The 19,578-nt window shown below is 71.1% G+C and carries 16 protein-coding genes and 1 pseudogene; 9 read left to right on the top strand and 8 right to left on the bottom strand.

Annotation, left to right across the window (positions count from 1 at the left end):
- Window positions 1-351 (bottom strand): annotated as a pseudogene (locus NIE111_RS11960) (hypothetical protein); the annotation flags it as partial.
- A gap of 600 nt (window positions 352-951) precedes the next feature.
- Here NIE111_RS11960 and NIE111_RS11965 point away from each other — a divergent pair.
- Entirely contained in the window at window positions 952-2,736 is a 1,785-nt protein-coding gene (locus NIE111_RS11965) for a glycoside hydrolase family 6 protein (RefSeq protein WP_238684481.1), read from the top strand.
- 110 nt (window positions 2,737-2,846) lie between these two features.
- Here NIE111_RS11965 and NIE111_RS11970 read toward each other — a convergent pair whose 3' ends face one another.
- From NIE111_RS11970 to NIE111_RS11990, 5 genes are all read right to left on the bottom strand, one after another.
- Entirely contained in the window at window positions 2,847-3,233 is a 387-nt protein-coding gene (locus NIE111_RS11970) for a hypothetical protein (protein ID WP_210786102.1), read from the bottom strand.
- Between the two features lie 119 nt (window positions 3,234-3,352).
- The gene (locus NIE111_RS11975) at window positions 3,353-3,661 is read right to left on the bottom strand and encodes a hypothetical protein (protein WP_238684482.1); all 309 of its coding nucleotides are present in this window, start codon (window positions 3,659-3,661) and stop codon (window positions 3,353-3,355) included.
- A 16-nt stretch (window positions 3,662-3,677) separates the two neighbouring features.
- Complete coding sequence (locus tag NIE111_RS11980; protein WP_238684483.1) at window positions 3,678-5,336, bottom strand: sodium:solute symporter family protein; 1,659 nt, start codon at window positions 5,334-5,336, stop codon at window positions 3,678-3,680.
- A 198-nt stretch (window positions 5,337-5,534) separates the two neighbouring features.
- Window positions 5,535-6,578, bottom strand: a complete 1,044-nt coding sequence (locus NIE111_RS11985) for a hypothetical protein (RefSeq protein WP_238684484.1) — start codon at window positions 6,576-6,578, stop codon at window positions 5,535-5,537.
- Window positions 6,579-6,589: 11 nt separating this feature from the next.
- On the bottom strand, window positions 6,590-7,183 hold the full coding sequence (locus tag NIE111_RS11990) for a hypothetical protein (RefSeq protein WP_238670584.1): 594 nt from the start codon (window positions 7,181-7,183) through the stop codon (window positions 6,590-6,592).
- 286 nt (window positions 7,184-7,469) lie between these two features.
- On the opposite strand from NIE111_RS11990, the gene NIE111_RS11995 reads away from it, so the two are divergent.
- The 7 genes from NIE111_RS11995 to NIE111_RS12025 all read left to right on the top strand — a co-directional run bounded on the left by NIE111_RS11995 (window position 7,470) and on the right by NIE111_RS12025 (window position 15,957).
- Complete coding sequence (locus NIE111_RS11995; RefSeq protein WP_238684485.1) at window positions 7,470-9,836, top strand: sensor histidine kinase; 2,367 nt, start codon at window positions 7,470-7,472, stop codon at window positions 9,834-9,836.
- Window positions 9,836-10,258: a roadblock/LC7 domain-containing protein gene (locus NIE111_RS12000; RefSeq protein WP_112584065.1), complete on the top strand. Its 423-nt coding sequence runs from the start codon at window positions 9,836-9,838 to the stop codon at window positions 10,256-10,258. The genes NIE111_RS11995 and NIE111_RS12000 overlap by 1 nt, the downstream gene beginning before the upstream one ends.
- Window positions 10,248-10,637 carry a DUF742 domain-containing protein gene (locus NIE111_RS12005; RefSeq protein WP_238684486.1) on the top strand — a complete coding sequence of 130 codons (390 nt, stop codon included), beginning with the start codon at window positions 10,248-10,250 and terminating at the stop codon, window positions 10,635-10,637. Before NIE111_RS12000 ends, NIE111_RS12005 begins: the two co-directional genes overlap by 11 nt.
- Window positions 10,618-11,220, top strand: coding sequence for a GTP-binding protein (locus NIE111_RS12010; protein WP_238684487.1), 603 nt, complete (start codon window positions 10,618-10,620; stop codon window positions 11,218-11,220). The genes NIE111_RS12005 and NIE111_RS12010 overlap by 20 nt, the downstream gene beginning before the upstream one ends.
- Window positions 11,221-11,307: 87 nt before the next feature.
- Window positions 11,308-12,345, top strand: a complete 1,038-nt coding sequence (locus tag NIE111_RS12015; protein ID WP_238684488.1) for a lactonase family protein — start codon at window positions 11,308-11,310, stop codon at window positions 12,343-12,345.
- Window positions 12,346-12,502: 157 nt separating this feature from the next.
- Complete coding sequence (locus NIE111_RS12020; RefSeq protein WP_238684489.1) at window positions 12,503-14,260, top strand: substrate-binding domain-containing protein; 1,758 nt, start codon at window positions 12,503-12,505, stop codon at window positions 14,258-14,260.
- A gap of 215 nt (window positions 14,261-14,475) precedes the next feature.
- Window positions 14,476-15,957, top strand: a complete 1,482-nt coding sequence (locus NIE111_RS12025) for a sugar transferase (protein WP_372488317.1) — start codon at window positions 14,476-14,478, stop codon at window positions 15,955-15,957.
- 7 nt (window positions 15,958-15,964) lie between these two features.
- Here the strand turns inward: NIE111_RS12025 and NIE111_RS12030 are convergent, their stop codons facing one another.
- A complete protein-coding gene (locus tag NIE111_RS12030; RefSeq protein WP_238684490.1) occupies window positions 15,965-17,095 on the bottom strand; it encodes a PP2C family protein-serine/threonine phosphatase in 1,131 nt (376 codons plus the stop codon).
- 97 nt (window positions 17,096-17,192) lie between these two features.
- Between NIE111_RS12030 and NIE111_RS12035 the strand changes: the two genes are divergently transcribed.
- Window positions 17,193-17,819, top strand: coding sequence for a MarR family winged helix-turn-helix transcriptional regulator (locus tag NIE111_RS12035; RefSeq protein WP_238684491.1), 627 nt, complete (start codon window positions 17,193-17,195; stop codon window positions 17,817-17,819).
- A gap of 28 nt (window positions 17,820-17,847) precedes the next feature.
- Here NIE111_RS12035 and NIE111_RS12040 read toward each other — a convergent pair whose 3' ends face one another.
- A complete protein-coding gene (locus tag NIE111_RS12040) occupies window positions 17,848-19,452 on the bottom strand; it encodes a PP2C family protein-serine/threonine phosphatase (RefSeq protein ID WP_238684492.1) in 1,605 nt (534 codons plus the stop codon).
- Window positions 19,453-19,578 lie beyond the last annotated feature (126 nt).

Raw genomic sequence — 19,578 nt, forward strand, 5'->3', positions numbered from 1 at the left:
CTTGCCGTTCTCGTCCTTGCCGTTCTCGTCCTTGCCGTGCTCGTCCTTGCCCTTGTCGTGGTCGGAGGAGTTCTCCTCCTCGCGCCACTCGCGGTCCTCACCCCGGTCTTCATGCGCCGGCTTGAGCTTGACCTTGCCGGTGACCTTGGACCACACGTACGCGTGCTCCTGCCGATCCGGGCAGATCTCGAGGAGCTTGACCTCGTCGCCAGCCTTGACGACGTGCGGCTTGGCGTAGACCTTGCCGTCGTCGTGGCCGTCGGCGAACGCGATCCCCGGTGCGAACACCAGGAGCGACGCGCCGCCGAGCGCGGCGCCCGCAACGACCTTCCCGAGCATCTTCTTAGCCATGACCTGCGTCACTCCATCCCTGTTGTCCTGAGCTCGGCGACAACCGAGCTAAGACCGACGTTAGACCGTTTCATGACTTATGAAGTGAAAGATTCGCGTTTTACCTTTGATCCAAGTAAGAGGTGAAGGGGTGGTACGCGGCTTTCGTTGCGCTGAGCGTCGTGTCAGGCGGCTCGGAGTCCTGTGGGTGTGCCATGGCGTTCCGCGCTTCCCGTGCCGGGCCTGCCCGGTCAACCGGTAGCGGCGGGTCCGAGCGGCGCGTGCCGGTCGGGCGCAGTCGGAGGTATCGTCCGAAACGGCTCCGGCAACACATCGAGCCATTGCCATGGAAGCGCTCCCATGCAAGAATCGGCGGACGCGGTTCAGAGAGCCATACCGTGCAGGCAGGGGAGTCGAGGGCACCCGGTTTCACCGGGCGACGCACCCCGCCGCCGATCGACCGGCCGACGCATTGGCCGGGCACCACCACCACCATCGCCCGTCCGGGTCGGGCGCCCCCCAAAGAATCCCGTGGTGCCGACGGCCGTCCGTGCAGGACGCCCATCGGGCCGTCCCGCCGGGCCGTACCTGGGCCCGGTCTCGCCCAAGGAGATCAGTGGCATGAATGTGTGGAGAAGGCTAACCGGCCCACGCCGGGCCCTCGCGCTCGCCGGCGCGGGTGCCCTGGTCGCCGGTGGGCTCGTAACGATTCCGGTTACCGCGGCGCAGGCCGCGACGCAGTGCGACATCGCGTACACGAGCAATGACTGGCCCGGCGGTTTCACCGCGAGTGTCACCATCAAGAACGTCGGCGACGCGCTGAACGGCTGGACGCTGGGCTGGACCTTCGCCAACTCCAGCCAGCGGGTGCAGCAGGGCTGGTCGGCCACGTTCACCCAGTCCGGCAGCCAGGTCACCGCCCGGAGCCTGTCCTACAACGGCACCCTGGCCACCGGCGCGTCGACGAGCATCGGCTTCAACGGCGCGTGGAGCGGCAGCAACCCGAAGCCGACCTCGTTCACCCTGAACGGCGTGGTCTGCAACGGCGGCACCACTCCGCCGACCGACCCGCCCACCGATCCGCCGACCGACCCGCCGACCGACCCGCCGACGGATCCGCCGACCGACCCGCCCACCAACCCGCCCGGCACCAAGGTCGACAACCCGTACGTCGGGGTGCGCGGCTACGTGAACCCGGAGTGGAAGGCCAAGGCGGACGCCGAGGCCGGCGGAAGCCGCGTCTCCAACAACCCCACCGCCGTCTGGCTGGACCGGATCGCCGCGATCAACGGCACCCCGGACAGCAGCTCCAACGGCGCCTTCGGGGTTCGTCAGCACCTGGACGAGGCGCTGCGCCAGGGCGCCGGTTACATCCAGTTCGTGATCTACAACCTGCCCGGCCGGGACTGCTCCGCGCTCGCCTCCAACGGCGAGCTGGGCCCGGACGAGCTGCCGAAGTACAAGGCCCAGTACATCGACCCGATCGCCGCGATCCAGGGCGAGTCGAAGTACAGCAGCCTGCGGATCATCAACATCATCGAGATCGACTCGCTGCCGAACCTGGTCACCAACACGTCCGATCAGGCCGGCGGCACTGTCATGTGCGACACGGTCAAGGCCAACGGCGCCTACGTCAACGGTGTCGGCTACGCCCTGGCCAAGCTGGGCGCGATCGGCAACGTCTACAACTACATCGACGCAGGCCACCACGGCTGGCTCGGCTGGGACTCCAACTTCGTCCCGACCTCCAACATCCTGAAGACCGCAGCGGTCGCCTCCGGCAGCACTGTCAACAACGTGCACGGGTTCATCACCAACACGGCGAACTACTCGGCGTTGCAGGAGCCGTACTTCAAGGTCACCGACAACGTGAACGGCCAGACGGTGCGGCAGTCCAAGTGGGTCGACTGGAACTTCTACGTCGACGAGCTGTCGTTCGCCCAGGCGTTCCGCAACCAGCTGGTCTCGGTCGGCTTCAACTCCAACATCGGCATGCTTATCGACACGTCCCGTAACGGCTGGGGCGGCTCCGCCCGGCCCACCGGTCCGGGCGCGACGACCAGCGTCGACACGTACGTCAACGGCGGCCGCATCGACCGCCGGGCCCACCTCGGCAACTGGTGCAACCAGGCTGGTGCCGGTCTCGGTGAGCGGCCCCGGGCCACCCCGGCGACGGGCATCGACGCCTACGTCTGGGTGAAGCCGCCGGGTGAGTCGGACGGCTCCAGCAAGGAGATCCCGAACAACGAGGGCAAGGGCTTCGACCGGATGTGCGACCCGACGTACGGCGGTAACGCCCGCAACGGCAACAACCCGTCCGGGGCGCTCGGCGACGCGCCGATCTCCGGTGCGTGGTTCTCCGCCCAGTTCCAGGAGCTCATGCGCAACGCCTACCCGGCGCTCTGATCGGGTAGCTCACGCACCAACCCGCTGCCAGTGGTTGGTGAGGCACTGTTGGCAGCAGGTTCCCCCCGGGTCCCCGGCTCGACCGTCACAGGTCGGGCCGGGGACCCCCCTTAGGGCACTGTGCGTTCGATCGCCGCCCGGCCCTGCTCGGCCAGGTCACGGCGGGCCTTCTCCAGGTTCTCCGGTGTCAGGTCCTGCCCGCGGGCCATCACCAGGTCCTCCGGCTCCCAGGGCTGCTCGCCCCCGGTGCGGATGTTGTCCCCGCCGGCGCCGGTGCCCGTCCCGGTCGCCCCGGTGCCGGCGGCGTACGGGTCGCCGATCAGCTCGTCGGTGTCCGGTGCGAGGTCGGCCGGTCGGCTGCGGGGTTCGGCGAAGCCCGGTGTGTCCCGGTCCGGGCCACCTCCGGTCCGCAGTTGCGGCACGGTGGCGTCATCGTCCACCGCCGAGGCCACCTCGGGGCTGTCCTCCAGCGGCGGTTGGCGATCGCGATCGGTCATGGTGCTGCCTCCTGTGTCCGACACGGTGCCTGATTTCCCCCACGTACCCCTTCGTGCCGCGCTCATGCCGCACGGCCCGGCGGTCGGCCGGGCCGTGCTCAATCCGTGCGGTCAGATGCTCAGGCGTCGGGCTGCTGCTCGTTCGGGTCCGGCGCTTCGGCTGGGCGCCACCACTGCCAGAGCAGCATGAGCAGACCGAAGGCGAGCATCGCCAGCCCGGCCCACAGGTTGATCCGAACGCCCTCGGCCTTGTCGATCTCGGCCCGGCTGTCGAAGATGCCGATCAGCGTCACGATGACCCCGTACGCGACGAAGAGGCCACCGATCACCCGGCGGATGTCGAACAGCCGGGCCGCGGCGGAACGCCTCTGCTCCGCCTGCGCCTCGTCGATCAGCGGGTCCTGTGCCGGCTGGCCGTCGTTGCTCATCTGCCGACCCCTTTCCTTAGAAGACCGGGATGTAGAAGAGGGCGGCCAGCGCGACCGCGATCAGACCGAGCAGCACCGGGGAGCGGTACCAGGCGGCGTCCCCCGCGAGCACGTCGCCCTTCAGGTCGACGCCGCCCATGCCGTACACCAACCCGCGCAGTTCCTCGTCCCGCTTGGGTGAGGTGAGCGGGGTGACGATCGCGGCGACCACCACCGCCGTGACGAACGCCAGACCGGCACCCCAGAAGCTCTCCTCCAGGTCGGAGTTGAAATGGATGACCCCGCCCTTGTAGAGCAGGTAGAGGCTCAGCGACACCAGGGTGCCCAGCAGCAGCGACCAGAAGCCGGCCAGCGCGCTCATCCGCTTCCAGAACATGCCGATGATGAACGTGGCGAACAGCGGCGCGTTGAAGACGGAGAAGAGCGCCTGGATGTAGTTCATGATGTTGCTGAACCCGGCCGCGATGAACGCGGTGCCGATCCCGATCACCACGGCGGCGACAGTCGCCCACCGGCCGACCCGCAGGTAGTACTCGTCCGACCGGTCACGGCGGATGTACGCCTGCCAGATGTCGTAGGTGAAGACGGTGTTGAAGCCGCTCACGTTGGCCGCCATGCCGGCCATGAACGAGGCGAGCAGGCCGGTGACCGCCACCCCGAGCACGCCGTTGGGGAGCAGGTCGCGCATCAGCAGCGGGATGGCGTTGTTGTACTGCAGGTCGCCGCTCTCCGCGCCGAGGCCCTTCACGGTGACCAGGGCCACCAGGCCGGGGATGACAGTGACCAGGGGGATGAACAGCTTCGGGTACGCGGCGATGATCGGCGTGCGCCGGGCGGCGCTCATGTTCTTGGCCGAGAGGGCCCGCTGCACCTCGGCGAAGTTCGTCGTCCAGTAGCCGAACGACAGCACGAAGCCGAGGCCGAAGACGATGCCGATCCAGTGCGCGCCCAGCGGGTTGGCAGTGCTGCCGGTGTCCTGCCACGCGTGCAGGCCCGCCTCGCCGAGTTTGGTGTCGCCGACCGCGTCCATCAGGCCGTTCCACCCGCCGACCTTGACCAGGCCGATCACTGTGACCGGGATGAGGCCGGCCAGGATGACGAAGAACTGGAGCACCTCGTTGTAGATCGCCCCGGACAGGCCGCCGATGGTGATGTACGCCAGCACGATCGCCGCGCCGACCACGATCGCCGTCCAGAGCGGCCAGCCGAGCAGCGCCTGCATGACGAGGGCCAGCGCGTACAGGTTCACGCCGGCGATCAGCACTTGGGCGACGGCGAAGCTGATCGCGTTGAGCAGGTGGGTGGGGCGGTTGAACCGCAGCCGCAGGTACTCCGGCACGCTGCGGACCTTGGAGCCGTAGTAGAAGGGCATCATCACGATGCCCAGGAAGACCATCGCCGGGACCGCGCCGATCCAGTAGTAGTGGACCGTCATCACGCCGTACTGGGCCCCGTTGGCGGCCATTCCGATGATCTCCAACGCGCCCAGGTTCGCCGACACAAAGGCGAGACCGGTCACCCAGGCGGGCAGGGAGCGGCCGGAGAGGAAGAAGTCGACGCTCGTCCGGATGGCCCGGCGCGCGGCGAAGCCGACCCCGAGGACGGTGACGAAGTACAGCGCCAGGATCAGGTAGTCCAGGCCGTTCATGTTGAGCCGGAGACCGTCGCCGTCCATCCCGTCACCCCTCGTCCCGACGTCCGCGCTGGTTGGTGTGCGCGCGCCCTATTACCCCGTCCGCGCCGTTTCACTCGCGGAGGTCGAGACCGCCGTGTTCGGGCCCTGTCGAGTGGTCTGGCGGGGTTGGCGACTGTCGGCACGCACGAGGGCGCCCCGGCCGGTTTCGGCCGGGGCGCCAGTGGTGGTGCTGTGTACTCAGCGACCGAGTACGCGGTCCAGGAAGTCCCGGTAGTTGCGGACCGCCATCCGCAGTTGCTCGGTGTCGGCCGAGCCGGCGTCCTGCCACCCGCCCAGGGTGCTCTTCTGAGCGGCGAGCGCCGAGGAGAGGGCCTGGATGGCCTCCTCCACCAGTGACTGCGCCTCACCGGCAGCCGCCTGTGGGTCGTCGACGAAACGCAGCTGCACGTCCCGCCAGCGGTCCCGGAAGCCCTGCGCGGTGTCCGTGTCGAGGAGCGTGGCCGGCTCGGCCGCGACCGTCGACCCGGCGGATCGGGACGTTCCGGCGGACTCCAGCGTGGGGCTGGTGTCGTCGCCGGGGACCGGTTCGCCGTCCGCGTCCGGGTCGACCATCTCCGGTGTCGCGCTGCCGTAGCCGGCCGCACCCGCCGCGGCGGCATCGCGGTCGCCGGTCAGATCGACGCGCCGCTCGGGGTCGCCGTCAGTGCTTCCCGGCGGAACGACGGTCCGCGCGGACGTGTCCGCGGCGGTGCGGTCGTCGAGATCCGCGCTGTCGTCGACGTCCGCGCTGTCGTCGACATCAGTGTCGCGGCGGTGCAGCTCGGCGGTGGGGTCGGCGCGCAGACCCTCCCGCTCGCCGTCCTCGGCGCCGTCGCCCGGCTGGGCGGTCCGCTCGGCCCTCGGGTCCGGCTGATCCTGCGGGTGCGGGCTGGCCAGCGCGGAGGCGGCCACCGCGTCGGCCACCGTGGTGGCGCCGAACGTGGTCGGCAGCGGCCCCGGCTCGTGGAAACCATCCTCGTCGGTGGACCGGTCGTCGCGCCGGTGGCGCGGGTCGGCGTCGTCGGTCAGCTCGTCGTCGGCCGGGTCGTACGCGGCGTCCCGGTCGGTGTCGTTGGCCCGCTCGTGGGCGGTGGTCTGGTCGTCGAAGGTGCCCCGCTCGTCGAGGGCGTCCTCCGGGACGTCGGAGCGGCCGGCCCGGTCGCCGGCCGGGGGTACCGGCACGGGCGCGGACCGGACGGCCTCCGGGTGGTCGTTGCTCACCTGCTGCTCTTCCTGGCGCATCGGTGGCCTCCTCAGCGGCTCGTGGCGTCGTGGTCCGGGTGGTGGCGCTGTTCGGGAGTGTGGTGGCCGACCGGCTCCTCGCCCAGCAGGTCGGCGAAGAGTGCGCGGTAGTGCACGACCGCCTGCCGCAGCTCCTCGGTGTTGGCCTCGCCCCGGGAGTTGCGCAGGTGGATCTCGTGCGCGTCCCGGTAGTTGGTCAGGGTGCGGGCGTGCTCGACGGAGAGGTGGGCGATCTGGTCGGAGAAGTCACCGGTCGGGTAGCCCTGCTCCTCGATGAGCCGGGTGACCAGTTCATCCGCGTCGCCCACGGTCTCGCCGGGGGAGTCGATGAAGCGGACCTGGAGTTCCTCCCAGGCAGCGGCGTACCGGGCCCGGGACTCCGGGGTGAGTGGGGTGAGCGTGAGCTCGGCATGCCGGCGTTCCCGGTCGCGCAGTTCGCGCTCCGCGGCGGACCGGCTGTCCTGTTCCGCCACCACCCGGTCGTACTCCGGTCCGAACCGGTTGCGCAGGGCCCGGCGGTTGTTGAGCGAGCGGGCGGCCACGGCCAGCACCGCGACGATCACCAGCACGACGAGCACGATGACGACTATCTGCGTGGGCGACATGGGCTCCTCCTTCGTCATCTGCTATTCCCTCCGCGCAGTGATCGCCAATCCCGATCCGAGGCACTTTCCTGACGAGGGGCGCAACTACTCACCGGCCAAAACCTGATTCATCCCAGATGAGGCGCATGGGCGGTGGAGACACGGGCGGTAGTGAAACAGCCTCCGATTACGTATCCTGCCCAAGGCGCCCGCGCCGGTGCCCGGCGACGCGGCCGGGCTCGCAGCCGGCAGGCGCGGTGCTCGGCAGCGCCGGCACCCTCCTGCCACCCTGTACGGGCGAGGTCTGATGAAAACCCGCGACTGGCCGATCCGCTCGAAGCTGACCGCGTTGGTCGTCGCGCCGGTGACCGCGCTCCTGGCACTGTGGATCTTCGCGACCACGCTGACCTTCGGTCCCGCACTGAACCTGCTCTCCGCCCGCACCCTGTTGTACGACCTGGGTCGCCCCGGCGAGACAGTCGTCACCGAGCTGCAACGGGAACGTCGACTCTCGGTGGTGCAGCTCGCCGGTAACTCCGAGCTGCCCGCGCTCGCCGAGCAGCGCCGGCGCACCGATCGGGCGATCGCCGAACTGCGCCGGCGGGTGGACGGAGAGCCGCTGCGCGACGCCGCTGACGACCTGCTGGAAACCCGGGTCGACCAGCTGGTCAACACCCTGGCGGCGCTGCCGGACGGGCGGAAGTTCATCGACCAGCGCAAGGTGGACCGCGCCGGTGCCATCGGCCTGTACAGCGGCATGGTCTCGGCGGCCTTCCAGGCGTTCGCCGGCATGGCGACCCTGACCGACCCGGACATCAACCGGCAGGCCCTGGCGCTCACCGCGCTCGGTCGCTCCCGGGAACTGCTCGGCCAGAGCGACGCGCTGCTGGCCGGCGCGCTCACCGCCGGACGGTTCGCCGAGGGGGAGCACACCCAGCTCGTACAGGCCATCGGCAACCAACGGTGGCTCACCGAGAGCGCCGTGGCAGACCTGCCCGCGAGTAGCCGGGTCGCGTACCAACGGTTGACCGAGAGCGAGGCGTTCACGCGGCTGCGCAGCATGCAGGACGCGCTCGTCGTACCGAACCGGTCCGGCCGGCCGACTGTCGACGCGGCGGCCTGGCAGGCCAGCCAGGACGCGGTGCAGCAGCAGTTGCGGGACTTCGAACTGTCCGAGGCCGACGCTCTCGCCGACCGTTCGGTGCCGATGGCGGTCCGCATCCTGGTGCGGCTGGCCGCCGCCGGCGTACTCGGGCTCGTCGCTGTCGTCGTCTCGGTGCTCGTGGCGCTGCGGGTCGGCCGCACCCTGGTCCGCCGGCTCAGCGGCGTCCGCACCGCCGCGCTGGAGCTGGCCGAGCACCGACTGCCCGACGTGGTGGCCCGGTTGCGCCGTGGCGAGCAGGTCGACGTCGCCCGGGAGGCGCCGCCGCTGGAGTACGGCCACGACGAGATCGGCGAGGTCGGGCGCGCCTTCACCGAGGTGCAGCGCACCGCCGTCCAGGCCGCCGTCGACGAGGTCACACTGCGTCGCGGGCTCAACGAGGTCTTCCTCAACATCGCCCGACGGAGCCAGAGCCTGGTGCACCGTCAGTTGCACCTGCTGGACCGGATGGAGCGGCGTAGCGAGGACCCGGACGAGCTGGCCGAACTGTTCCAGGTCGACCACCTGGCCACCCGGCTGCGCCGACACGCCGAGGATCTGGTCATCCTCGCCGGCTCCGCGCCCGGCCGGGGTTGGCGGAACCCGGTCGCGATGGTCGACCTGATCCGCGGCGCGATCTCCGAGGTCGAGGCGTACGAACGAGTGGACGTCAAGGCCGTGCAGCCGGCCGGCGTGCTGGGGCGGGCGGTCGGCGACATCATCCACCTGCTCGCCGAGCTGGTCGAGAACGCCACCGCCTTCTCCCCGCCGGACACCCGGGTCACCGTCACCGGGGCCCAGGTTGCCAACGGGTACGCCCTGGAGATCACCGATCAGGGGCTGGGCATGTCCGACGCGGCACTGGAGACCGCCAACACCCGACTGGCCAGCTCGCCCGAGTTCGACCCGGCGCAGAGCGCCCGACTCGGCCTGTTCGTGGTGGCCCGGCTCGCGGCCCGGCACGGCGTACGGGTGCGGTTGCGCCCGTCCGGCGAGGGTGGCGTGACCGCTGTGGTGGTGGTCCCCGGCGATCTGGTCACCACCGAGCCGCCGGCCGGCCCCGACCCCGCCACGCTCGGTACCGCTTCGGCCGACCCAAGCCGACGGTTGGCTCGGACGGCGCGCCGGGGCGCTGTCACCCGTCCCCGTACCCGCCCGCCGACGGCCCCGTCCGCCAGCACGGCCCCGCCCGCCCCACCCACCGGAGCGCCGACCTCGGCCATCCCGCCCGCCAATGGGCGCGACGAGGTTTCGGCGACCTCCGACGAGCCGGAGGACGAGCTGGATGGCCTGCCCCGCCGGGTGCGACGTCGTACCCCCGCCGCCCAGCCCCGGTCGACAGTCACCGACACGCCGTCGCCCCGCTCGCCGGAGGAGGTCCGCCAGGTGATGGCGGCGCTCCAGGCCGGCACGGCCCGCGGACGCGCCACCGCCACCACCCCGACGGCGCCAACCGGCCCGACGGCTCAGGCGGCCCCCACCGACCCGCCGACGACCCCCGAACCCCCGACCGTGACTGAGAGGGACGCCTAGTGCGGCATTCGACGAAGCAGAGCGCCGGCCTGGACTGGTTGCTCGACGAACTGGTGCAACGGGTACCGGCCGCCCGCGAGGCGGTGGTGCTCTCCGCCGACGGCCTGCTGCTCGGCTGCTCGGCCGAGCTGGAGCGCTCCGACGCCGAGCACCTCTGCGCGCTGGCCGCCGGCTTCTCCAGCCTCGCCCGAGGCGCCAGCCGCCACGTGGACGGCGGCCCGGTCCGGCAGACAGTGGTGGAGATGGAGGCGGCGTACCTCTTCGTCACCGCCGCCGGGCAGGGTGCCTGCCTGGCCGTGGTGAGCGACGCCGACGCGGACATCGGGCTGGTCGCGTACGAGATGGCGATGCTGGTGATCCGGGTGGGGGAGAGCCTCGCCGCGCCGGCCCGATCGGCAGCGGGTGCCGGAGATGCGGACTGAGCCGCCCGGGCCGCAGCACGAGTGGCTGGACGGTGAAGCCGGCCCGGTGATGCGCCCGTACACGCTCACCGGAGGCCGAGTGCGCTCCGCCGTCGACGATTTCAACCTGGTCGCGTTCGTGTTGGCCGGTTCGGACATCGACGCGACGAGCCATTCGCATCTGCTGCCGGAGCATCGACGGCTGGTCATGTTGGCCCACCGGCCGGTGTCGGTGGCCGAACTGGCGGCCGAGCTGGACCTCGCGGTCGGCGTGGTCCGGGTACTGCTCGGTGATCTCCTCGCCGAGGGCCTGGTAGCGGTGCACGAGCCGCCGGCAGCCGGCATCCTTCCCGACGACGACATCCTCAAGGCGGTGGTCAGTGGACTCCGTGCGCTATGACCAGGTGGGCACCAGCACCACGATCCCACTGGCACTGAAGATCCTCATCGCGGGAGGCTTCGGGGCTGGCAAGACGACGTTGGTGAGCGCCCTGAGCGAGGTCCGTCCGTTGCAGACCGAGGAGGTGCTGACCGGTGCCGGGATCGGCACCGACGACATCTCCGGCGTGGAGGGCAAGTCCACCACCACTGTGGCGATGGACTTCGGCCGAATCACCATCAACGACGACCTTCAGGTCTACCTGTTCGGCACGCCGGGGCAGGACCGGTTCTGGTTCCTCTGGGACGAGCTGGCCTTCGGCGCGCTCGGCGCGGTGGTGCTCGCCGACACCCGGCGGTTGGCCGACTGCTTCCCCTCCATCGACTACTTCGAGCAGCGGGGAATCCCGTTCGTGGTGGGCGTGAACTGTTTCGACGACTCCCGCCGATTCAACCTGGAGACCGTACGCCGAGCGCTCGACCTGGACCCGGAGGTGCCGATGGTGCTCTGCGACGCCCGGGACCGGCAGTCCGGGAAGATGGTGTTGATCTCTCTGGTGGAGCACGTGGCCCGACAGCGCGGCGAGCCGGTGCCGGCGGCCTGAGATCCGGGCCGGAAAGCGGGTTAACGGGCCGGCAACGCGGGCAGCCTCTGGTTGGATCAACGAAGGATGCCGGCGGAGGAGTTGGGCGTGAGCGGTCAGGGTGAGGTCGTCCACATCGGGGGTTACACGGCGCAGAGCGGCGGGCGGGGCAGCGGCATCGTCGCCGCTCGTCGCGACCCGAGGACCGGGGCGCTGACCCCGCTCGGCACTGTGGCGGTCACCCCGTCCCCCTCCTTCCTGGTGCGGCACCCCACCCAGCCGGTGCTCTACGCGGTCAACGAGCTGACGGACGGCGAGATCAGCGCCTGGCGGGTCGGGGCGGACGGCGCTCTGGACCCGATCGGCAGTCGGTCGACCGGCGGCGCCGAGCCCTGTCACCTGGCGGTGTTGCCCGGCGGGGGTCACCTGCTGGCTGCCAACTACGGCAGCGGCAGCATCGCGGTCTTCCCGCTCGACCAGCAGGGCACGCCCGGCGAGCGCACCGACCTGGTGGTGCACGAGGGGCACGGCCCCGACCCGGAGCGCCAGGACCACGCCCACGCCCACATGGTCTCGCCCGGGTCCGGCCCGGGGCCGATCTTCGGCGTGGATCTCGGCACCGACTCGGTCTACCGGTACGACCTGGACGAGGCGACCGGACGACTGGTGCCGCGGGCGCCCCGGATGCGTACGAAGCCCGGCACCGGTCCCCGGCACCTGGCCCGGCACCCCGACGGGCGGCGCTGCTACCTCGTCGGTGAGCTGGACGCCTCCGTCACCGCCTACGAGCTGACCCACGACGGCGCGTTGCACCAGCGCGGGCGGGTAGAGGCGAGCGAGCGCGCCGGTCACGTCCAGCCGTCGGAGGTCGCTGTCGCCCCGGACGGCCGGTTCCTCTACGTCGCCAACCGTGGGGTGGGAACCGTGGCGGTGTTCACACTGACCGGGGAGCTGCCCGAGTTGGTGGCCGAAGTGGACACCGGCGGGGAGTGGCCCCGGCACTTCGCCCTCATCGGGGAGCACCTCTACGTCGCCGACGAGCGGGCGGACATGGTGCGGGTGTTCCGGCGCGACGCGGACACCGGTGTCCTGGAGGCGGTTGGCGAGCCGGTGCCGGTGCCGAGCCCGACGTGCGTACTGCCCTGAACGATGGTTTAGAGACGTGAGGGCGGCACTGGTTTGGCGACGCCGTGAGGCTGCCTCGTCACTCTGTGTTGCGAAAAGGTGGTCAACTGTTTCTCCTCCGTAACTTTAGTCCGAACGGATGTGGCAGAGACGGCACCTAGTACGCAAGATGGTCACCGTGTCAGCAGGCCGCCATCGCATGCGTTCGAAACTCCATCTAGCCGCCGCCGCCGCAACGGCGGGGGTGCTCGTCGTGACGACGGGCGCGTGGTTCGGCTACCAGGAGTTGATCCAGCCCAGCTGCTCGGGAGAGATCCGACTCGCCGTGGCGGTCGCCTCCGAACTCGCGCCAGCGGTGGACGCCGCCGCCTCCCAGTGGGTCAAGGATGGCGCCGCGGTGGGTCCGACCTGCATCCGCGTCGACGTGTCCGCGTCCGACCCGGTCGACGTGGCGGCCGTGGTGGCCGCCAAGCACGGCGCCGTGCTGGCCGGCGTGGGGCAGGCCAGCGGCACCGCCGTCAGCCCCGACGTCTGGGTGCCCGACTCCTCGACGTGGCTGCTGCGGTTGAAGAAGGACGCGACAGCGTTCGCGCCGACCAACGGCCAGTCCATCGCGCGCAGCCCGATCGTCGTCGCGATGCCCGAGCCGATCGCCACCCGGCTGGGCTGGCCGGACAAGAAGTTCACCTGGACCGACCTGCTCAAGCAGGTCACCAACACCGGCGCGCCACTGCGGACCGGGATCGTCGAGCCGACCCGCGACGCGGCGGGCCTGTCCGGTCTGCTCTCGCTGACCGCCGCCGCCAACGGCGCCGGCGGCGACGCCCAGCGCAACACCGTCGGCGCGCTCCGCGCACTGGCCACCGGGCGCTCCTCGCTCCGCAACGACCTGTTGGCCCGCTTCCCGACGGCCAACGACACGACGTCCATCGCCAGTGGTCTCGGCGCGGCGGCGCTGTCCGAAGAAGACGTGATGGCGTACAACAGCAAGAAGCCGCCGGTGCCGCTCGCCGCGCTCTACATGGAGCCGGCGCCGATGCCGCTGGACTACCCGTACGCGGTGCTGCCCGGCATCGAGCCGAGCAAGGCGTCGGCGGCCAAGGTGCTGTTCGAGCTGCTCACCAGCCCGACCTTCCGTGACCGGCTCGCCGCGCAGTCGCTGCGCGCGCCGGACGGCAACTGGGGCGAGGGATTCAAGGCGCCGCAGGGTGCCCCGAGCCCGTCCGGCGGCGCGCCGACCGCACCGGCGAACGGCGGCACCGCGGCGGGTGGCCTCGACCCGGCCGCCATCCAGCGGGTCGTCTCCAGCTGGTCGATCGCCACCCAGTCCGGTCGGATGCTCGCCGTCATCGACGTCTCCGGCTCGATGAAGGACCCGGTGCCCAGCGCCAACAACCGCAGCCGGGAGGAGGTCACCGTCGACGCGGCCCGTCGCGGCCTCGGCCTCTTCGACGACTCCTGGTCGATCGGCCTGTGGACCTTCTCCACCCAACTGGTCGGCAACCGGGATTACCGGGAGCTGGTCCCGATCGGGCCGCTCTCCGGCCAGCGGGCCCAGTTGGAGGGCGCGCTCGCCACCGTCAAGCCCTCCAGCGGCGACACCGGCCTCTACGACACCATGCTGGCCGCGTACCAGGCGGTGCAGGAAAACTGGCAGCCCGGCCGGGTCAACTCGATAGTGCTGTTCACCGACGGCAAGAACGAGGACAACAACGGCCTCAACCAGCAGCAGCTGCTCGCCAAGCTCAAGCAGATCGCCGACCCGGAGCGGCCGGTCCAGGTCATCATGATCGGTATCGGCGAGGGCGTCAGCAAGGCAGAGCTGGAGTCGATCACCAAGGTGACCGGTGGCGACGTCTTCGTCACCAAGGACCCGAGCGAGATCGGCAGCATCTTCCTCAGCGCCATCGCACGGCGTCCCCCAGCGCCACGCTGATCCGACGCTCAGACGTCCGAGGGCCTGCCGTACCGTCGATTCGGTGTGGCAGGCCCCTTTCGGCCACCAGTTTGTTGAAGAAAAGTGACGGCAATACGTCGGAAGCAATCGGCAGTCATAGTTGTCAAGGCAGGATGTCGACTGTTCCGGCTTAGTCGGTCCGCCTCCGGTCCGACCCGTCGGCCGGGGCCATCCTGTACAGAGTGGGAGGGCCGGTGAGCGTGGCGACACTGTTGACCCCCGCCACGTCGGCGGAGCCCGATGGTCGACGCGCCGGGTTTGTGGCGCGTGCCGACGAACGGTCCTACGTCCGGGTCCTGGTGGTGCTGGACACCACCATCCTCATCATCGCGCTGCTGATCGGGTACGTCGCGCGTTTCGGTGACGACGAGCCGACCGGCTCGGAGATCCCGTACGTGCTGGTCGCCCCCGGGTTGGTGCTGGCCTGGCTGATCTCGCTCAAGGCGCTCGGCTGCTACGACGACCGGGTGATCGGCTACGGGGCGGACGAGTACCGGCGGGTCAGCTCCGCCAGCCTGCGCCTGGCCGGGGCGATCGCCATCATCGGATACATCGCCGACGTCGGCGTCTCCCGGGGCTTCCTGGGAATCTCCTTCGCGGTCGGCACCGTCGGGCTGGAGGTGGCGCGGTTCGCCGCCCGCAAGCGGCTGCACCGGGCCCGCTCGGTGGGCGCCGGCTGGTCCCGCAAGGTGCTGGTGGTCGGCGACACCGCCCACGTGTTGGAGTTGGTCCACACGCTGCGCCGTGAGCCGTACGCCGGCTACCAGGTGGTGGGCGCCTGCATCCCGGACGCGCTGCTCGCGCCGGTGGCGCAGCGGCTGGGTGACGTGCCGGTGGTGGGGTCGTTCCGGGGTATCCCGGAGGCCGCCACCGCGATCGGCGCGGACACGGTCGCGGTGACCGCCTCCGGTGAGCTGACCGCGACCCGGCTGCGCCGCCTCGGTTGGCAGTTGGAGGGGACCGGCATCGACCTGGTCGTGGCACCCGCGCTGACCGACGTCGCCGGCCCGCGCATCCACACCCGCCCGGTCGCCGGCCTGCCGCTGATCCACGTCGAGGCGCCCGAGTTCCGCGGCGTCCGCAAGCTGGTGAAGGGCTTCGTCGACCGGTCCGTCTCGTCGCTGGCGCTGGCGGTGCTGCTGCCGCTGATCGCGTTCATCGCGCTGGCCATCAAACTGGACAGCCGGGGCCCGGTGCTTTTCCGACAGGTCCGGGTGGGCCGGGGCGGGCAGGAGTTCGGCGTGTTCAAGTTCCGCACGATGGTGGTGAACGCGGACGCGCTGCTCGCCGAGTTGACAGCGCGCAACGAGACCGACGGCCTCATGTTCAAGATGCGCCACGACCCACGGGTGACCCGCGTCGGTCGGCTGCTGCGCAAATGGTCACTGGACGAGCTGCCACAGCTGGTCAACGTGCTGCTGGGGCAGATGAGCCTGGTCGGGCCCCGCCCGCCGCTGCCCTCGGAGGTGGCCCGCTACGACGGTGACGTGGCCCGACGGCTGCTGGTCAAGCCCGGCATGACCGGCCTGTGGCAGGTCAGTGGCCGCTCCGACCTGAGCTGGGAGGACGGCATCCGGCTCGACCTCTACTACGTGGAGAACTGGTCCCTCGCCGCCGACCTCACGATCCTCTGGAAGACCTTCGGAGCGGTGCTGAACGGCCGGGGCGCTTACTGACCACCGGTCACGGTTGCGGGCCGGTCCAGTCCAGGCAGACGACCACCGCGTCGTCGACCAGGTCACCGGCCACGAACGCGCGCAGATCACCGATCAGCGACCGGACGGCGTCCAGGGGTGCCATCGGCCCGGTCCGCCGCAGGAACCGGTCCAGTGCCGTCTCGCCGTAGCGCATGTGCTGACCGGTGGCCTCCACCACGCCGTCGCTGACCACGAAGACCCGGTCGCCGCGTTGCAACGGGAACTTCTGCTCGTGATAGTCGGTCGCCTCGAACATGCCCAGCGGGAACTGCGCCTCCAGGGGCTGCTCGGTGACGTCCCCGTCGCGAAGCAGGACCAGCCGGGGCGACCCCGCGTCCACCACTGTCATCATCCCGGAGCGCAGGTCCAACTCCATCAGCAAGGCGGAGAGGTGCTGCTCGCCCCGGTACAGGTCGTAGATGGCCTGATCGGCGAGGGCTGCCTGGTCGGCCAGGCTCAGCCCGGCCCGACGCGCGTTGCGCAGCGCGTGGGTGGCCAGCGAGGTGAGCAGGGAGGCGGCCACTCCCTCACCGGTGCCGTTGATGGTGGACAACCAGACCCGTTCCCCGTCGTCGGACCAGTCGAAGCTGTCGCCGCGCACCGCGTACGCCGGCTCCAACTGCCCGGCCAGGCTGAACGAGGGACGGATCCGGCTGCGGCCGGGGAGCAGATCCCACTGCATCTCGGCGGCCAGGGTGAGGCGTTGGGTGCGCCGGGCCGCCAGATAGACGTCGGTGCCGGCGGAGACCGCCGCCACCTCGTGGGCGAGTGCGGTGGCGATCTCGGCCAGCGCGGCGACGACGTCCTGGTCGTCCGCCACGGGTGACAGGCGCAGCACCCCTCGACGCTCGCCACGCATGGTGACCGGGAACCAGGCGGTGCCGTCGGTCAGTATCGGCGACTGGTGGTCGAAGGCGCGCCAGGCCGGGTGCCCGGGGCTGGTGATCGAATCGTCGTCGCCGAGTGGCAGCAGCTCCGCGAGCCGGTAGTCGACCTGGTAGAGCTCGACGTCGGTGATGCCGTACGACTCGGCGAGCACGTCCCCGATACCACCGACAAGCCGGTCAGCTGGTGTCTCGTTCAGGGCACGTCGTGCCCGATTGACCGGTTCGCTCATCGTCAGTCCTTCACTGAAAGCTCGACCACCAGGAGGTTCGGAGTACTCTCGGGCCACCATGGCCGAACAGAACCGTCCGACGGACCCTGAGACGAGTATGGCTGCCGCGCTGGATGCGGCGGCCGCTGCCCTGCTGGGCATCTGGGAGTCTGCCCGGGAGGGGACCGCGAACCGCGTCTCCGGTGCCCAGTTGCGGGCGGTGATGGTGGTGGAACAGTACGACGGGATCAACCTGCGTCGGCTCGCCACCCGACTCGACATGCTGCTCAGCTCCGCCAGCCGTCTCTGCGACCGGCTGGTCGCCGCCGGCATGCTGGAACGCGAGCCGGGCCGCTTCGACCGGCGGGAGATCTCGCTGCACCTCACCCCGGAGGCCCGCCGGCTGGTCGCCGAGCTGCGGGCCGACCGCCAGGGCCAACTCGCCGCCGTGCTGGCCGGGATGAGCCGGGAGGGCCGCGACGCGCTGCTGCGCGGGATGCGGGAGTTCGACGAGACCGCCCGACGCCAGCAGGCGCAGCACGCGCCAGCGTCGGATGAGTCGACGGGCCAGGGGGACTGGCCGGGCGACCCGGACCGGCCCGGTGGGCGGCCGGATGACTGGTCGGGCGATTCGGGTCGGCAGATCCAAACGGGGTGGACGGGTTCGTCGGGCGGTCCGGAACGATCGGTCGGCACCACGAGGGAATGGCCGGCCGGCGGCCCGCCGGTGGCGCGTACCGCCTGATCGAGCCGGCCCGGCGGTCGCCCGTCGGTCACGCCGAGGCGCCCACGGCCAGCATCGCGATGTCGTCGTGGGCCTGCCCGCCCAGCCAGTCGTCGACCGCCCGGAGCACCTGGTCGATCAGCGCCGCCGGCGGTTGCCCGGCCGCCGCCACGAGCGCGGCCCGCAGCCGGGCCTCGCCGAACATCGCCGCGTCACGCGGACCGCGCGCCTCGGTCACCCCATCGGTGTACGCGAGCAGCAGATCGCCCGGATCGAGGTGCACCCGGGTCTCGGCGAACCGTGCGGCCGTCAGCGCCCCCACCGGCATGCCACCGACCGGGACCGGGGTGACAGTGCCGTCGGTGGTGACCAGCAGGGGCGCCGGGTGACCCCCGCCGGCGATGCGGAGGTCCAGCCCGGCCGGCCCCCGGTCCAGGGAACCGAGCAGCAGGGTGGTGAACTGGTTTCGCCGTGCCGCGTCCGGCGCGTCGAGCAGTGCCTGGTTGAGCAGGTGGATCAGCTCCAGCGGGCGTTGCTCGACGAGTCGCAGCGTCTGCAACGACTGGCGGACCCGGCCGGTTAGCACCGCCGCGCCCACGCCCTTGCCGCACACGTCGCCGAGCGCGAACAGGGCGCCGCGGGGGTGCGGAAACACCTCGTAGAAGTCGCCGCCGATGCGCAGGGTGTCGCCCGCTGCCCGGTAACCGCCGGCCAGGCTCACACCGGGCACGACGGGCAGCTCGGGCGGGAGCAGACTGGTTTGCAGCACCCGGGCCAGGTGGGCCTGCTCACCGTGCAGGTCGGCGGTGGCCAGCGCGGCACCCGCGCGGGCGGCGAACTCCCGGGCCAGCTCCACGTCGCGCCTGTCGAAGCCGGCCCGCCCGGACCGACGGATGAGCAGCAGCGCACCGGCCGACCCGCCGGCGCTGAGCAGCGGGCTGACCAGCACCATGCCGGCGGGGCCGAACTCGGGCGGAAGCAGGTCGGCCACGTCGGTGAGCGGGACGTCCGGCCAGGGGCCCGGCTCGGCCCGGTCGCCGGCCAACGCTTCGGCCAGCCCGGGCACGGAGCTGGTCAGCGCGGGGCTGGCCAGCCCGGTGATCGGGGCAGGCTCGCCGTCGGCGTACCGGATCCATCGGGCGTGTGGCTCGGCCGGCGCGGTCGGTCGGGGCAGTGCCACCGCGACGTCGGCCAGGTAGGGAACGGCGAGCGTGGTGGCGGCCAGGAGGACCTGGTCCCGGTGCAGGGCCAGCGCCAGCCGACTGCCGGCCTGGGCGAGGAACGCGGTGCGGGAGCGTTCGGCGAGCAGGGCCTCGGCGCGGGTGTGCTCCTCGGTGACGTCGCGGACGTACCACGCCCATCGGGAGCCGGCGAGTTGCCGTCGGACGCCGCGCAGTCGCCGGCCGTGGTGGTCGGCGTCGAAGCGGTCAGCGCCGCTGGCGACCGCCCGGGCCAGGGCTGCCACCGGGCAACCGGCCAGTTCGGTGCCGGCGTCGATCTCCGGGATCAACTCGGCCGCCATGGCGTTGACCAGGGTGACCCGACCGGTCCCGTCCGTTGTCAGCACGGCCTCGGCGAGCCCGTCGAGCAGCTCCCGGGCCAACCGTTCGTCGGCCGGCAACGGGGTGCCGCCGGGTTGCTTGGTCGTGGTCACCGCCGGACGCCGGCTCGCGTCTGACGACGTGTGCGCATGCTGCTTCTCGACTCCTCACCGGGGATCGTTGCCTGAGAGCAAGGGTACCGATTCTCCCCGACAGCGGCGCACGGCGCGGGGTGGCGA

Origin of the sequence: Micromonospora hortensis, from assembly GCF_022230935.1 — a bacterium.
Classification (GTDB): domain Bacteria; phylum Actinomycetota; class Actinomycetes; order Mycobacteriales; family Micromonosporaceae; genus Micromonospora; species Micromonospora hortensis.